Source organism: Brevibacillus sp. FW301-21C12A, assembly GCF_058788915.1.
On sequence record NZ_JBYTBG010000012.1, the window covers coordinates 24,815 to 39,503 of the forward strand.

Annotated in this window: 16 protein-coding genes; 1 reads left to right on the forward strand and 15 read right to left on the reverse strand. The window is 54.9% G+C overall.

Going from position 1 to position 14,689, the window contains the following annotated elements; all coding sequences use genetic code 11:
* Nucleotides 1-83 precede the first annotated feature (83 nt).
* The gene (locus AC3WQH_RS09980) at nt 84-809 is read left to right on the forward strand and encodes a hypothetical protein (RefSeq protein ID WP_492332012.1); all 726 of its coding nucleotides are present in this window, start codon (nt 84-86) and stop codon (nt 807-809) included.
* Between the two features lie 87 nt (nt 810-896).
* Here the strand turns inward: AC3WQH_RS09980 and AC3WQH_RS09985 are convergent, their stop codons facing one another.
* The 15 genes from AC3WQH_RS09985 to AC3WQH_RS10055 all read right to left on the reverse strand — a co-directional run bounded on the left by AC3WQH_RS09985 (nt 897) and on the right by AC3WQH_RS10055 (nt 14,615).
* Nucleotides 897-1,811, reverse strand: a complete 915-nt coding sequence (locus tag AC3WQH_RS09985; RefSeq protein ID WP_026558007.1) for a COX15/CtaA family protein — start codon at nt 1,809-1,811, stop codon at nt 897-899.
* 136 nt (nt 1,812-1,947) lie between these two features.
* On the reverse strand, nt 1,948-2,883 hold the full coding sequence (cyoE, locus tag AC3WQH_RS09990) for a heme o synthase (protein ID WP_025848327.1): 936 nt from the start codon (nt 2,881-2,883) through the stop codon (nt 1,948-1,950).
* Between the two features lie 111 nt (nt 2,884-2,994).
* Entirely contained in the window at nt 2,995-3,453 is a 459-nt protein-coding gene (locus tag AC3WQH_RS09995) for a DUF420 domain-containing protein (RefSeq protein ID WP_005830753.1), read from the reverse strand.
* 34 nt (nt 3,454-3,487) lie between these two features.
* Nucleotides 3,488-4,378, reverse strand: coding sequence for a cytochrome c oxidase assembly protein (locus AC3WQH_RS10000; protein ID WP_005830751.1), 891 nt, complete (start codon nt 4,376-4,378; stop codon nt 3,488-3,490).
* A gap of 364 nt (nt 4,379-4,742) precedes the next feature.
* Nucleotides 4,743-6,185, reverse strand: coding sequence for an NAD-dependent succinate-semialdehyde dehydrogenase (locus AC3WQH_RS10005; RefSeq protein ID WP_005830750.1), 1,443 nt, complete (start codon nt 6,183-6,185; stop codon nt 4,743-4,745).
* Between the two features lie 25 nt (nt 6,186-6,210).
* On the reverse strand, nt 6,211-6,714 hold the full coding sequence (gene paaD / locus AC3WQH_RS10010) for a 1,2-phenylacetyl-CoA epoxidase subunit PaaD (RefSeq protein WP_005830748.1): 504 nt from the start codon (nt 6,712-6,714) through the stop codon (nt 6,211-6,213).
* Nucleotides 6,715-6,729: 15 nt separating this feature from the next.
* The gene (paaC, locus tag AC3WQH_RS10015) at nt 6,730-7,563 is read right to left on the reverse strand and encodes a 1,2-phenylacetyl-CoA epoxidase subunit PaaC (RefSeq protein ID WP_025848321.1); all 834 of its coding nucleotides are present in this window, start codon (nt 7,561-7,563) and stop codon (nt 6,730-6,732) included.
* Between the two features lie 17 nt (nt 7,564-7,580).
* Nucleotides 7,581-7,928, reverse strand: a complete 348-nt coding sequence (gene paaB / locus AC3WQH_RS10020) for a 1,2-phenylacetyl-CoA epoxidase subunit PaaB (RefSeq protein WP_005830744.1) — start codon at nt 7,926-7,928, stop codon at nt 7,581-7,583.
* 10 nt (nt 7,929-7,938) lie between these two features.
* Complete coding sequence (paaA, locus tag AC3WQH_RS10025) at nt 7,939-8,907, reverse strand: 1,2-phenylacetyl-CoA epoxidase subunit PaaA (protein ID WP_005830742.1); 969 nt, start codon at nt 8,905-8,907, stop codon at nt 7,939-7,941.
* Between the two features lie 115 nt (nt 8,908-9,022).
* The gene (locus AC3WQH_RS10030) at nt 9,023-9,850 is read right to left on the reverse strand and encodes a methyl-accepting chemotaxis protein (protein WP_005830740.1); all 828 of its coding nucleotides are present in this window, start codon (nt 9,848-9,850) and stop codon (nt 9,023-9,025) included.
* A gap of 102 nt (nt 9,851-9,952) precedes the next feature.
* Entirely contained in the window at nt 9,953-11,152 is a 1,200-nt protein-coding gene (locus AC3WQH_RS10035) for an ABC transporter substrate-binding protein (RefSeq protein ID WP_005830738.1), read from the reverse strand.
* Between the two features lie 36 nt (nt 11,153-11,188).
* Nucleotides 11,189-11,932, reverse strand: coding sequence for an ABC transporter ATP-binding protein (locus AC3WQH_RS10040; protein ID WP_005830736.1), 744 nt, complete (start codon nt 11,930-11,932; stop codon nt 11,189-11,191).
* 11 nt (nt 11,933-11,943) lie between these two features.
* Complete coding sequence (locus tag AC3WQH_RS10045) at nt 11,944-12,711, reverse strand: ABC transporter ATP-binding protein (RefSeq protein ID WP_005830734.1); 768 nt, start codon at nt 12,709-12,711, stop codon at nt 11,944-11,946.
* The gene (locus AC3WQH_RS10050) at nt 12,708-13,736 is read right to left on the reverse strand and encodes a branched-chain amino acid ABC transporter permease (protein ID WP_005830733.1); all 1,029 of its coding nucleotides are present in this window, start codon (nt 13,734-13,736) and stop codon (nt 12,708-12,710) included. The genes AC3WQH_RS10045 and AC3WQH_RS10050 overlap by 4 nt, the downstream gene beginning before the upstream one ends.
* Nucleotides 13,737-14,615 carry a branched-chain amino acid ABC transporter permease gene (locus tag AC3WQH_RS10055; RefSeq protein ID WP_005830731.1) on the reverse strand — a complete coding sequence of 293 codons (879 nt, stop codon included), beginning with the start codon at nt 14,613-14,615 and terminating at the stop codon, nt 13,737-13,739.
* Between the last annotated feature and the right edge of the window lie 74 nt (nt 14,616-14,689).

Here is a 14,689-nt window from a genome sequence, read left to right on the forward strand (position 1 = left end):
GCCGGTAACTTTTGCGCTCTGCCTGCGTCTTTCTACTAGATCCCTGTTCTTTCCAACCATCCGCCGAAAGGAGCTTGTTACCCTTGTTGGTTCGCCGCCTGCTGTTTTTCACTTTCACCGGACTGGCTCTTCCCTGCCTGGTCCACGCTGCCGCTCCCTTGTCGCCCGCTTCCGTCCCCCCCACACCTGAGCAGGTCATCAACTGGATCAATGCAAGTGCCCATGATCCTGTTGACCTGCCTCACTTTGATTTTGAACTGGTCAATCTGGATGAAGACGCTGATTCGGAGATTATTGCCAAGCAAAATGCAAGCGTACATATCGGCTCGTTTTACGTCCTCGATCAAAAGCCAGACCGCACGTATTCGCTCATCGCAGAAAAGCGGTGGAACGTCCCGCAGTTGCAACCGGAACGCTGGGATTATGCACAGGAGGTAAACCATCCCGAGCTCGACCCGTATTATTTGGACAGCCGCATCGAGCTGACAGGAACGCGTCTGCTTGAAACGGTTGACCATACGGGAGGAACCGGACTGAGCGTCTACGAAGCTCACCTCTGGTACTTGGAAAAAGGCAAGCTGGTGGAAGCCTGGAGCGGACTGTTGAAGCAAACCTCCTCCGTTCCCGGCGGTCAGCTTTTCCAGACGCTCGGCAGCTACCAGATTATAAGCGGAGAGATCCCGCAGCTATACTACTGGACGACAGAGCAAGAGCTTGACCCGGACAGTGGAATCCCCCTCCCCGGCAAGACCGCAACCAAGCTTGTGGTCTACCAATTTGACCAGGGCGTCTTCACCCCTGTTCCGTAAAGCCAGTTCGCAAACGTAAAATGCACAAAGCCGCACCCCCTGCACAAAAGCGGGAGTGCGGCTTTTTTCAAGCGCGAATCACTGTCTCTATCTTCTCAGCTTGCCTGCTTGCGGCGACTTGTGCGACTGCAAGCACATGTAGCTGATGACCCCGAAAAGAATCGTAATAATCATCGAGTGGAGCAGCGTAGCATAGAGGTGAAGCTGGAACAGAACCACGAATCCGCCGCTGAACACCTGGAGGATGACCAGCACGAAGGCGAGAATGCTTGCGCCGTACAGATCGCGGCGCTTTTCCTTGAAGTGGCGCATGGCATAAATCATCGTTCCGAGCAGCAAAAACACGAGAAGCAACGCGCCCAGCCGGTGGGCAAAATGAATGCCTGTCTGGCCGGAGAGCTGAGGAATCAGTTGCCCCTGGCACAGCGGCCAATCGCTACAAGCCATGCTCGATCCGGTATGCCGGACGTACGCTCCGAGATAGACCACACCGTACGTATAGGCCGCCACGGCCCACATCCAGTTGCGAAAACCCGTCGATGCCGTATCTTGCACCATGCTCTCCATCTTGTCCCGCTGCAGCACGAACCCGGTCAAGAGGAACACGCCGGTAAAAGCCAGCAGGGAAAACCCGAAGTGCAGAGCCAGCACGGATGACGATTGCGGCCAAATGACCGCAGAAGCGCCGAGAATGGACTCCAGAACGATAAAAAACAGACCGAACAGGGCGAGATTGCGCACTTCCTGGTTGCCCCGATAGTGGCGCCAGCACAGCACGGAAAAAACAACCACAACGATGCCAGCCACACCTGTAATCAACCGATGCATGTATTCAATAATTGATGCCAATGTATATTCCGGGACCCACTTGCCATTACAGAGCGGCCAGTCGTTTCCACAGCCCAGACCGGAATCCGTTTTGGTCACAAGCGACCCGGCGATCATGACGATAAACATGACGAGAGTAGCAAGAACGGCTAGAGGTTTCAGCCATTTTTCCATAGTGAATACACCCTGTTTCCTGTGATGTTTGAGACTCACGGTGAAGCAGCCTCTTAACTGTTGCCCTCTCTTACATTAATGAAACATCCCCTGCTAAGCAAGGGATGTTCCGTGAACATTTCGTGAGTGTTTCGTGTCAATAATGGTACACCATTGTGCTGATGACAATGACGGCACAAAAGATCGTCAAATACAGGATCGAATAGCCGAACAGCTTGCGTGCCCAGGCGAGATCATCCTTGGCCTTGAAACCTTGGAACAGCAGCACCATGTACACGATGCCCATCAAGCCCATCACAGCCAGGTAGACGTAGCCTACGCTGCCGTGGATGAAGAGCAGGAGCGAAGCCGGGAACAGGACAGAGCCCCACAGCACCATTTGCCGCTTCGTTTCGGCGAAGCCTTTGACGACTGGCAGCATCGGCAGATTGCCTGCGCGGTATTCTTCTGTTTTCAGCATCGCCAGCGCGAGGAAGTGCGGTGGCTGCCACAGGAACAAAATCAGGAACAGCAGCCACGCTGCCGGGTCCATGCTGTTTGTGACGGCTACCCAGCCGATGACTGGCGGAGCCGCACCGGAAATCCCGCCAATGACGGTGTTCAAGGTAGTCACGCGCTTGAGCGGCGTGTAAATCAGCACGTAGAAAATATGGCCGATCAGTCCCCAGACAGCAGCCAGCGGATTCGCGAATACCGCCAGCACGGCCAAACCTGCGAGCAGCAAGCCGATTCCGAGCAGAATCGCGGTGCGCGGAGAAATCCGCCCTGCTGCGAGCGCGCGCCCTTTGGTCCGCTTCATTTTTTTGTCCAGATCGCGGTCATAGTAGTTGTTTAACGTCGCACCCGACATAATCACCAAAGCTGTACCGAGCATGGTGAAAATCGCCAATTTCCAGTCTGGAAAACCGTAAGATGCCAGCCATAAAGCAGCGAAAGTGGTCATCAGGTTGGACATCGTAATTCCAGGCTTTGTCAGTTCTACGTAGTCCCGAAAAGTTGCCGGCTCTCCCGGTTGTGCGTGCAGGGGCGTCTCAGTATCAAGCGATTCCTGCATTGTCACTTGCTGGTCCACGTTTTGTACCTCCTGTCTGAATCTATCTGAACATGCGAATATCCAATTGGAAAAACTAACTTTCATTGTATCGAATGCCAAAGAAGCTAGTCAACTTGAAAAGCGCACGCCCTACTTGCCAAAAATAACATCCAGAACGCCGGCTGTCTCGCCGCCCGGATAAATGATGTAGAGCAAGGTGTACACCGTAGCTCCGGTAATGGCGGTGACAAACCAGACAATCGACGTCCACGGCCCGATTTTTCTGTGGGCGGCAATGTTGTTTTTGTAGGCGTGTCTGAGCGTCACCAGCCCCATTACTCCCCCTACCGTAGCCAGTACGATATGAAAGATCAGGAACGTCTGGTAGATTGGCTTCAAGCTGTCAGGCCCACCGAAATGCGTGTTTCCGACAAAAGCCGTTCTGGATACATACGTGATAAAGAAGATCGTTGCACAGATGGCAGCCCATTTCATGATCTTCATGTGTTTGTCAATTTGTTTCTTCGCGACCGCATACCAGCCACAAGCGACAAGAATACCGCTGATGACGATAAACGATGTGCTTATCGTAGGCAGCAAGATGGACATTTCTACACCTCATTCGAATAATCTATCTATAATTCTATACCCTGCCTTCATCCGTAGCCGGCGTTTTCATCAGCAGGGCGCCTGGCTGTTCATCCATGGGCAGGTCGTCCTGCTTCTCCTGCTTATACCAGTGGTAGAAGACATAGGCGAGTACAGAGCCGTACACAAGCTCCTGCACCAGCTTCATGATGATTCCGCCAAGCCGCTGGTCGCTGAAAGTGCTGAGGCTCGGGAACAGTTGCGGAGCCGAGATGTACGTCGCATACAGCGGATCGGACGCGAAAATAATCAGCGCACAGGCGGGCGTAATCAGCACGCCGTTGACGAAGATGTACACCAGCTTTTTCAATCCGGCCAGTTGTCTCTTGCTGTCGGACAACGGGCTGACAATCGGCCACCACATCGCAAAGGCAGCCAGGATCAAAATAACGTGATAGACCGTCATCCATTGATGATGAAGCGCCGCCGCGTCAAAAATAAACGGGATGTGGTAAAACGAAAACAGCGTATTGAACAAAAGCGCAGCCACTAACGGATGTGTAAAAGCTCGCAGCATCGCGTTGAGCGGCCGTGGCTGAAAGATTTTTTCCAGAAGCCACTCAGGCATCGCCAAAAGCACGATGGGAGGCAGGGCAAAGTATAAGATCGATTGCTGCAGCATGTGCAAGCTGAACAAGTAATGATGGCCGTAATAGCTGATCGGGCTCCCTTGTGCTGCGTAAAACAGCAACAGGGCAAAAACAAACAGCAGCTTTTGCCTCGTGGTTGCCATCGTGGCATTTTCAAAACGTTTATGCATGGGACCTGTCACCAGGAAATATACCGTAGCGATAAGCAGAGTGAAAAGCATCACATCGGGACTCCACAAATCTGAAAAGGATGCCGTCGCGTTCATCGCTGACAGCTCGTGTTGATGCTGACCCATTCAAATCCTCCCTTCCTAATAGTAAAGCCTGGGGCTTCGCCACGTCAGTCGTTGCGGGGCCAGCGCTCCCAACCGGGCGCAAGTCTTGCTGCCCGCTTCGTTTTACAATCTGGCCGAGCTGCGCGCTATGTCGATTGGAATTTTTTAAATTCTAATCTACCTAATAAGGGTGCCCTCTATACAATCTCCATTATACCGCTGATTCTCTTCTTCTTTGATAAGAAAAATGAACAAAGTGTTGACAAATGCGCTGACATTAGAAAACTTGGCTGGGCCAAGCCGTTGGCGCAGCCTTGGTTGTCCTATCTTATCTGTAAAAAAAAGAGACCAGATTCCTCTGGTCCCGTAAAAAAACTCGCTTGGCTTACACTCCGAAGGAAACGAATTTCGTCTCCAAATACTCATCCATGCCGTAGCGTCCGCCTTCGCGTCCGATACCGCTTTCCTTGAATCCGCCGAACGGAGCTTGCGTCTGGGTCGGCGAGCCGTCATTGATGCCGACAATGCCGTACTCCAACTGCTCGGCCATGCGGAAGCAGCGCTGGTTGTCGCGCGTGTACACGTAGGCAGCAAGGCCGTAGCGCGTGTCGTTTGCTTGTCGCACCACGTCTGCTTCGTCTGTGAAGCGAACGAGCGGAACGACAGGGCCAAACGTTTCTTCGCTGGCGATCTTCATCGCTTCTGTCACACCCGTGATGACCGTCGGCTCGCAATAGAAGCCGTTCGCGTATTCGCCTTCGGTCAGTCGGCTGCCGCCGTACACGACCTGACCGCCTTTTTCCTTGGCGTCCTCAATGTGCTCCAGCACTTTGTTCAGCGCGCGCTCGTTCACCAGCGGACCGATTTCTGTCTCCTTCAGGCGTCCGTCCCCTACTTTTGCCCGTTTCAGGCGCTCGACCAGCTTTTCGGTAAAGGCGTCTGCCACATCTTCGTGGACGTACAGGCGGTTTGTACAAATGCACATTTGCCCGGAGTTGCGGAACTTGCTCTCAAACAGCCCTTTGACCGCCGCGTCCAGATCCGCGTCCGGGAACACGATGAACGGCGCATGTCCGCCCAGCTCCATGCTGACGCGCTTCACCTGCTTCGCTGCGCCCTCCATCAGCAGCTTGCCGACGCGAGTAGAGCCTGTAAAGCCGATTTTGCTCAGTTTCGGATTTTCGATAAACTCCTGGCCGATCGATTCCGGCTTGCCGATGACGAGGTTGACGACGCCTTTCGGGAAGCCAGCCTGCTCGATCAGCTCAAACAGGCGAATCGCAGACAGAGGAGTAGACTCCGCAGGCTTCAACACCACTGTGCAGCCTGCCGCCAGAGCGGGAGCGATTTTGCGAGCGACCATGTTCACCGGGAAGTTCCATGGGGTGATCGCCCCGACCACGCCTACAGGCTGGCGGAGCACCATGATCCGCTTGTTCGGCACGGACGAAGGAATCGTCTCGCCGTAGACGCGCTTCGCTTCTTCCGCGTACCAGACGAAGTTGTCGGCCGCGCCCAGCACTTCGCCTTTTGCCTCGCCGAGCGGCTTGCCCATTTCGGCTGAGATGATGCCAGCCAGCTCATCGCGGCTTTTTTTGACCAGTTCGGACAAGGTGTACAAATATTTGGAGCGCTCGCGAGCAGTCAGGCGAGACCAGCTTCCAAACGCCTCATGTGCGGCATCAATCGCTTTTTTGGCATCGCGATCATCCCCAAAAGCGGCGCTTCCCACGACTTCGCCAGTAGCCGGATTGACGATCTGAATCGATTCGCCGCCCTCGGCGGAAACCCATTCCCCATTGATATACATTTGCTTGTACTCTCCCATGACTATCGCTCCTCTCAATCTCTCTTCAATAGATTGGCTTTAGGGCCTCAAACGGATTTTTGCAATGCCGGCAGTACAAAATGCTGCGGCATGCGGCAGGGCCAAACAGGTTGTCAATCTGTGTATATGGGGAGTCGCAGTAAGGACAGGTTACCTCCCAGACATCTCCCGGTTTGAAATCGATTGGCGGCGGTGCGATGCCAAAGCTTTTCAGCTTACCTCTCGCCTCTGGCGCGATGCGATCGGACGTCCAGGCAGGGTCGTAGACAAACTGAACTTCTACTTTGCTGATGCCTTCCGCCTCCACCAGTTTTTCTGCGATGTTCTTTTTCATGATCTCAAGCGCGGGACAGCCGACGAAGGTAGGGAGCACGTCGACATGCGCGACATCGTCCTCTACCCGCACCTGGTGGATCATCCCCATCTCTACCATGCTTATGACCGGAATCTCCGGATCAGTCACTTGCTGCAGCAGTTCCCAGCATGTCGCTTCCAGCCCATCGTGTACGTGCATTCCTTCTTGCGCCATGCAGATCACCCCTTTTTACCAGCTCGCGGCCGGATCGATGCGATACACTTCCGACAAGGTAGCCAAAGCTTGCGCCAGCTCAGCCGTATGCTGTCCATGACGGCCGCGCTCCGCCGGCACTCCCGGCTCTCCCGGCCAGACAAGTCCCGCTTTTTCGAAAATATCTTGCGTAAGCGTCAGCCACTTCTGCTTCAGCTCGCTCTCAGCGGCAATCAGGCCACAGCGGACGATGCTGTCCGCGTTCGGACCGAGCTGGCTAAGCTCTCCAGCATCCTGCCATACTTTTGCAATCGCCGCTTCCAGCCGTTGCCGCGCTTCCGGCGTGCTGTTCGCAAGCTGCTTCAGCCACACTTGCCAGTGCATCAGATGGTAGCGATGCTCGGTCAGCATTTTGCGGCTGACCAGCGTGAGCGGCACATAGGACGATTGCAGCAACGCCTCGAGGCGCACTTGCTTGTGCAAGCCGTACACGTAGCTGCGGACAATCGCATACGCCCAGTCGTAGTGTGGATCGCTGTTGTAGTCGCCTTCCCCGTTTTTGCGTTCGACCAGAATCGCGTTGCGGAACGCATCCGCTTCGCGAAGCTGCGCGAGATCGTCTGCCTTGCCCACGCCAAGCTGCTCCAGCATTTCATAAAACATCACGGCATGGCCCATCATGTCCTGCGACATGGAAGAAAACGCGACGTCCTCTTCGATATGCGGGGCAAGCCCGAGCCATTCCGAGCCCCGGTACGCGAGAATAAAATCGTCGTCAGCCAGTTGGAACAACAGATCAGTCAAGGCTTGCGCGTATTCTGGATTCTGCTTTGCCGCTTCTACTGTCTCTACTCGTGAAAAGTCGCCCATGATTGTTTCCCTCCTGCTTAGCTGCCGCTTTCCGCATGCTTCTGTTTTTCTTCGTACTTCTCCCGGTGATGGCGCCATCTCGCCTGCAAGTCCCCGTAGCCTCTCGTCTCCCGGTAGCTCTTGTTGTCGATCCGCTCCAAAAACGGGCGCTCCTCCGGCGACAAGCCGTAAATATCGTCGCGCTTGACGACCCAGAGATTAAAACATGTCTCGCGGCGCAAGAAGTTCTCGCGCGCCATCGCCAAAGCCACTTCCTTGTTCGGAGCCAGAAGGCTGAACTGATGGACAAACGAAGAGTTTACGCTTTTTTGGCTGAATACCTCGTATATGAAAAAGTTGTTTTTGGCTTCTGTTTCGTTGTTCATATTCATTCACCTACCCTACGTGGCGGCCGTACGACATAATCGCATCGCGCACCCATTTTGTTTCTTCATACGATGTTTCCCGAAGGTTCAGACGATGAGCAGAGCGAGGGCCGTTGCCTTTGACGATCTGCTTGAACGCTTCCCAGTCAGGCTGCTGATACACCCACTCATCTTTTTCTTCGTCGAAGTGAATCGTATCGTCCGGAACCGTGAAGCCCAGGTGGAAAATGCGCGGCAAATACTTTTTCAAAAAGACCTGACGCAGCTCTTCGTTGGTCTGCGTGCGAATCTTGTAGCGCATGTTGGTCGATTGGTTGCTCGTGATCGTGCCGTTCTCAGGCGGTCCGAAGAACATCAACAGCGACGGCCACCAGCGGGTAATCGCCTCTTGCAGCATCTGGCGCTGTTCCTCCGTGCCTTCTGCCAGCTCCAGCACGATGCTCTCGCCATGCTGCGCATGGAATTTTTCCTCCGCACAGATGCGGTGCAAAGCCCGCGCATACGGCGCATACGATGTATCGAGCGACATGGACTGAGTGATGATCGCGGCTCCGTCAACCAGCCAGCCGATCACCCCGGCATCTGCCCAGGTCGGCGCTTCCATGTGGAACACATTGTGAAATTTCAGTCTTTTCGCGAACAAATCTTGCATCAAGTCTTCGCGCGTCTTGCCGAGCGGCGCCAGCAAATCTTCCGCTACGCGCAGCAAAAGCTGTCCGTGTCCCATCTCATCCTGTACCTTCGCCATGATCGCCAGCTTGCGGCGCAGTGTCGGTGCCTTGGGAACCCATTCCTTTTCCGGCAAAGCGCCCATGATCTCGCTAATGCCGTGCATCGAAATCAGCTTAATCAACTGGTTCCGATAATCGTCTGGCATCCAGTCATCCGCTTCGATCTTTTCTCCACGATCGATTCTCGCTAAAAACGCTTCCATTTTTTCGTTTTCCGTCAAATCAGAACGTTCCATCTGTGTTTGCATGGAGAAAACCTCCTTTTACCCGTTGTCCATTATGATAATTTTATAATACGTTTTTATAACGTTATAATAACATAACGTCATACGTTTTTGCAATACGCTTCCGTCGTGAACCAGCTCATTCCAGCCGTCCGGACAGGGCAGCCGCCTTCTTCAACTGCTCTGCCATATGCCGCAGCTCCTGCATGACCGCATCCAGCTCCTGTATGCGCGTAGACTGCTGCAGGCTGTGGTTCAGCGTCTTTTCCATCTCCCCGGACACTGTGGCGACGAGTTCGTTCATCTCAGCCAAAATGCGAAAAATATCCTTCGCCGACGTCGAAGTCGTTTGCGAGAGCTGGCGAATCTCCTCTGCGACGACGGAAAAGCCCCGCCCGGCCGCTCCGGCACGCGCTGCTTCCAGCACAGCATTCAAGCCAAGCACGTTCGAACGGGTGGAAATGTTGCGAATTAGCTCGTTGATTTGCGTCGTCTCCGCGATCTTCACTTCCATCTGGCTTGCTGCGTCGCTCAGCGTGTGGCTGGCCTGCGCCAGATTTTCCGCGTCTTTCGCCAGGCTCACGGTATGCAGGGCGATGTTTTCCAGTGCGCTCGTCAAATTTTCCGCCAGGTTGCGCAAACGGTCTTCCTGGTCAGTCGTTACGCCAGTTGCCAGGCAGCCCACCACTTGTCCCTTTTCGACGATGGGATAGCCGACTGCTATGTACGGAATGCCGTAAATTTCCTTGGGGATCTTCTTCACGACCCGCTTGTTTTCTGCAATCGCCGTCGCATTGATGCTGCCCGGACGCAGCGGGTCCCCTGTTTTGATCCCGAGATTCAGCCCTTGGGCCGGATAGTAGGCGAGAAATTTTTCCCGGTCGGTGACCCCGACCATGCAATCGAACAAAAACGCTTTTTGCAAAATGGGCGCGACCGTAAGCAAGCTGTTTAAAAGCTGCGACATGTTTCTTCCCTCCTGGCGCGGGGACGAAAACGGCTATTCTCCCCGCCATCGTCAAGTCTGCGGAAAGAACAGCCATCGTCTCCTACTGCCTCATCGATTTTGCTACTTTACAATCTGGAATTTGCCATCCTTCACTTCGACCATAATCATGCTATCTTCCGTCAGGCCGTTGTGATCTTCTGCCGAGAACGTAAATTCCCCGGTAACGCCTACGTACTTCACTTTTTCCAGGACTTCACCCAGCTTGGAAGCATCGCCGCCTGCCTGCTTCAAGCCTTCCACGAGCAGGTTCAAGCCGTCATAGCCGTATCCGGCAAAGCCGTCCGGCTGCGTGTTGTACGCCGCCTGGTAGCCTTCTGTGAATTTTTTGATGATAGCCGCTTGCGGGTCGTTCGCATCGACCTGATCGGGCACGAGCAGCTTGCCCGCTACCATCAGGACGCCTTCGCCCGCGTCGCCAACCAGCTCAAGAAACTTGCTGTTCGCCGACCCGTGGCTGCTGATGATCGGAATGCCGAGGTTCAACTGCTTCGCTTCCTTCACAATCGTCGCCGGGCCAGGGTTGGTACCTGCCACGATCAGCGCCTGTGCATCCGTGCCTTTGATTTTGGTCAACTGGGAGCTCATGGACGGGTCCTTCGTCCCGTACTTCTCTTCTGCCACAATCGTAATGCCGTACTCCGGCGCGTACTTTTGCAGTTGGGTCGTCCAGCCGCTACCGTACGGATTGCTGTCGTTGAGCGTTGCGATTTTCGTAATGCCTTTTTCTTTCAAATATTTAAAAATGCGCTTCGTGCCGTGCACATCGGTATGCGGTGTTTTGAAAATGCCTGCGCGCACAGGGTTGGTAATCTGGTCCGCGGCTGCCATCGAGATCAGCGGCAGCTTCTCGGCTGCGGCAAACTCCGCCATCCCCAGGGAAGGGCCGCTGCCGGACGAGCCGAGCACAGCGACTACTTTTTCTTTGGAAACGAGCTTCTTGATCGCTTTGACCGCTTCGGTGTTATCCGACTTGTCGTCTTCGAACACAACCTCTACCGGACGGCCATCCACACCGCCTGCTCCGTTGATTTCCTTGACCAACAGCTCAACTGCCTGCTTTTCCGGTACGCCGAGCGGGCTGTTCGGACCAGTCAGGGAGAAAATCGCCCCTACCTTGATCGGTTCTTTGCTCTCTGTCGCTGCAGTCTGCCCGCCGCCGGATTGTTGTGCTTGCTGCCCGCCGCCGCCACAGGCGCTGAGCATGACGAGAGAAGCAATCGCAACCGGGTACAGCCACTTGCCAAACGTTCGTTTTTTCATCGTAAAACCCCCTTCGATTATCTATCTTCTATAATGTCAAACTGCCTGATGGGAGTGACCCAAATAAGCAGATTGCACTCGCGGATCGTTACTGATCTCTTCAGCGCTACCTTCGAGCATGACCTCTCCCGTACTCAGGACGTAGGCTCTGTCGGAGATGGCCAGCGCGGCGCGAGCGTTTTGCTCGACCAGCAACACCGTCGTGCCCCACTGGGAGCGAATCTCCTGCACGATCGTCAAAATTTCCTTGGCAATCAGCGGAGCGAGGCCAAGCGACGGCTCGTCCAGCAGCAAAAGCTGCGGTCTGGATAAAAGCGCCCGGCCAATCGCAAGCATTTGCTGCTGCCCCCCTGAAAGCGTTCCCCCCAGTTGCCACTTCCGCTCCGCCAGGATCGGAAAGCGCTCGTAAACTGTCTGCATTTCTTTGGCGATTTCTTTTTTGCTCGTCTTCGGCATGCGATGAGAAGCGCCGAGCCACAAGTTGTCCTCTACGGTCAGCGTGGAAAAAATTTGCCTGCGCTCCGGCACGTGCGCCATCCCGCGCGGCACCACAAGCTCGGCCGGAATCCCCGTAATGTCTGTATCGCGGAACCAGATTTTCCCTTCCTTCGCGCTGTGCAGCCCGCAGATGCAGTTCAACAACGTCGTTTTGCCTGCGCCGTTTGCGCCGAGCAGCGAGACGATCTCCCCTTCGTTGACTTGCATCGTAATGCCGTGCAACACTTCTACGGGACCGTAGCGAGCCGTGATGTTGTCCACTTTCAAAATCGCTTTCTCCATCTGTTTTCCCCCTACTCTTCTTCCGTTCCCAAATAGGCCGCGATGACGCGCGGGTTCTCCTGGATTTCGCGCGGGGTTCCTTCCGCAATTTTCGTGCCCTGATCGAGAACGACGATGCGGTCTGCGATCGTCATAATCATGTCCATGTCATGCTCTACCAGCAAAATCGCCGTGCCGCTGTCGCGAATCTCGCAAAACATCCGGCTCATCTCCGCCGTCTCGGTATGGTTCAAGCCTGCCGCCGGCTCGTCGAGCAAGAGCAGCTTCGGTCCGGCGACCATCGCCCGGGCAATCTCCATCAGCCTCAGCTTTCCGTACGGCAGGCTTCCCGCAAGCTGCGGGGATTCCGGCGCCAGTCCGACACGCCCGAGCCAGGCGTGCGCCTTTTGTTCCATCATTTTCTCTTCTCTTTTCGCGCTGCCGAGGTTCATGCCGCAGGCAAACAGGCTGGAGCGCGTCTTCGTATGCATCCCGACCATGACGTTTTCGAGTACGGTCATATCGTCAAACGTCTGGAGGTTTTGAAACGTGCGGGTGATCCCCAATCCGGCGTATTCGTAGCCGGGGACTCGCGTCATCGGCTTGCCTTGGAAGCGAATCTCGCCTTCGGAGGGAGGAATGACGCCCGACACCATGTTCAGCACGGTGCTTTTCCCCGCGCCGTTCGGGCCGATCAGCGCCAAAATCTCGCCTTCCCGCACTTGAAAGTTCACCTGGTTGACAGCTCGTACCCCGCCGAAATCGCGGGACAGCTCCTGCACTTCCAACAGAGTTGTCATGTTGCCGCCTTCCTTTCTACCCGCTCGCCAGACTGCGTCTTCGCGGCCAGTTCTTTTGCCTTTTTCGCTTGCGCTTTTTCATAGGCGGAACGAATCCGCGGCACAAGTCCCTCTGGCATGAACATGACGATCAAGACGAGGATGCCGCCGAAGACGATCGTATCGACGTCGCCCTGCAAGCCTGGAATGACTTCGCTGAGCAGAATCAATCCTTCGCTGATAAAGCCGATCAGTACGGTGCCGATCAGCGCCCCCCATATACTCGTCATCCCCCCGATGACGACCATGGTGAGAAATTTGATCGATTCGTGCAGTCCGAACGGCTGCGGATCGAGAATCCCCATGTAGTGGGCGTACAAGCCGCCGGAAATTCCGGCGAACATCCCGCTGACCACGAAGGCGTTCAGCTTGAACTTGCGCACGTCAACGCCCATCGAGGTTGCGGCAATCTCGCTTTTGTGAATCGCGCGAAAAGCTCTGCCGACCCGCGAATGCATAAGGTTGAGCGAGAATAACAGCACACAGGTAACGATCGCCCAGATCAGGTAGTACATGGACAGCTCGCTGCCGCCGAACAGCGGCACCTGCGGAATGCTAATCATCCCGCTCGCCCCGCCAGTGACCGGCTCCCACTCGGTAATGCCGATCTGGACGATGTAGCCAAAGGCCAAGGTCGCCATGGCGAGGTAGTAGCCTTGCAGCCCGGCGATCGCCCTGCCGAGAATAAAGGCGAACAGGCCGGGAATGATTGCGGAGGCGACGAGGCCGACGAGCGGCGACAGGCCGTACTTCGTGGTCAAAACGGCGGACGTGTATGCACCGATTCCCCAAAAGGCTGCTTGTCCGAGCGAAATCTGTCCGGCAAGCCCCATCACCAGACAAAGCCCGATCGTCACGATGGCATGCAGCCCGATAATAATCCCGACGGAGCGGTAATACTCATCCGGCATCACGAACGGGAACACCACCATCAAGGCGAGATAAATGCCGAAGCCTTTTCCCCATTTCGTCAACAACCGCTTCATCTACAGCCCTCCTTTTCCTACGCTGCGTTCTCCAAAGAGGCCGGATGGCTTCACCAGCAGCATGCCGATCAGAACGAGAAACGCGATCGCGTCCTTCATCCCGGAGCTGACGTAGCCTGCTCCGAGCGACTCGACGATGCCGAGCAAAAAGGCGGCAACCGCTGCACCGAGCGGATTGCCCAGACCGCCCAGAATGGCTGCGGAGAATCCTTTGATTCCGAGCAGCACCCCGATGTCGTAGGAGGTCACGCTAAGCGGGGCAATCACGATTCCGGCAATCGCTCCGGTGGCTCCGCTGATTGCGAAGGCGAGCATGCTCATCTTCGTGGGTGAAATCCCCATCAGGCGGGCAGCCATCGGATTGACCGAACAGGCGTTGATCTTTTTCCCCAAAATCGTCTTATCCATCAAGTACCAGAGAAGAAACAGAATAATAAGGACAGCGGCCAAAATCCACACGCTTTGCGTAGCAATCGTCACGCCCCCGAACGAGATCGGCTCGTTGCTCGTAATCGGCTCCAGCGCAAATGCATCCTTGCCCCATATAAAGCTGGCGATGCCTCGAATCAAAGTGGAAATGCCTATTGTCAAAATTATCAAACTAATAGGACTGGCCTTTTTCACATAAGCGATGACATACTTCTGCATGATGATGCCGATTGCCGTCACTGCTATGATGGCGAGCAGCGCTGCTAATCCGTACGGCAGATTCATCCCGATCAAGGCAACCGTCACCATTCCGCCCAGCATCAAAAATTCTCCCTGTGCGAGATTAATGACTTTGCTCACGTTGTAAATCGTGATGAACCCTACCGCGACGATCGCATAAATACCGCCGCTGACGAGGCCGTTTGCGACATACTGCAACAGTTCCGTCATATTCGTGCTGTACCCCCTTTTATATCGCGTCCGAACAAAACTACCATCTAAAACGCTTACATTTTATTTATTGG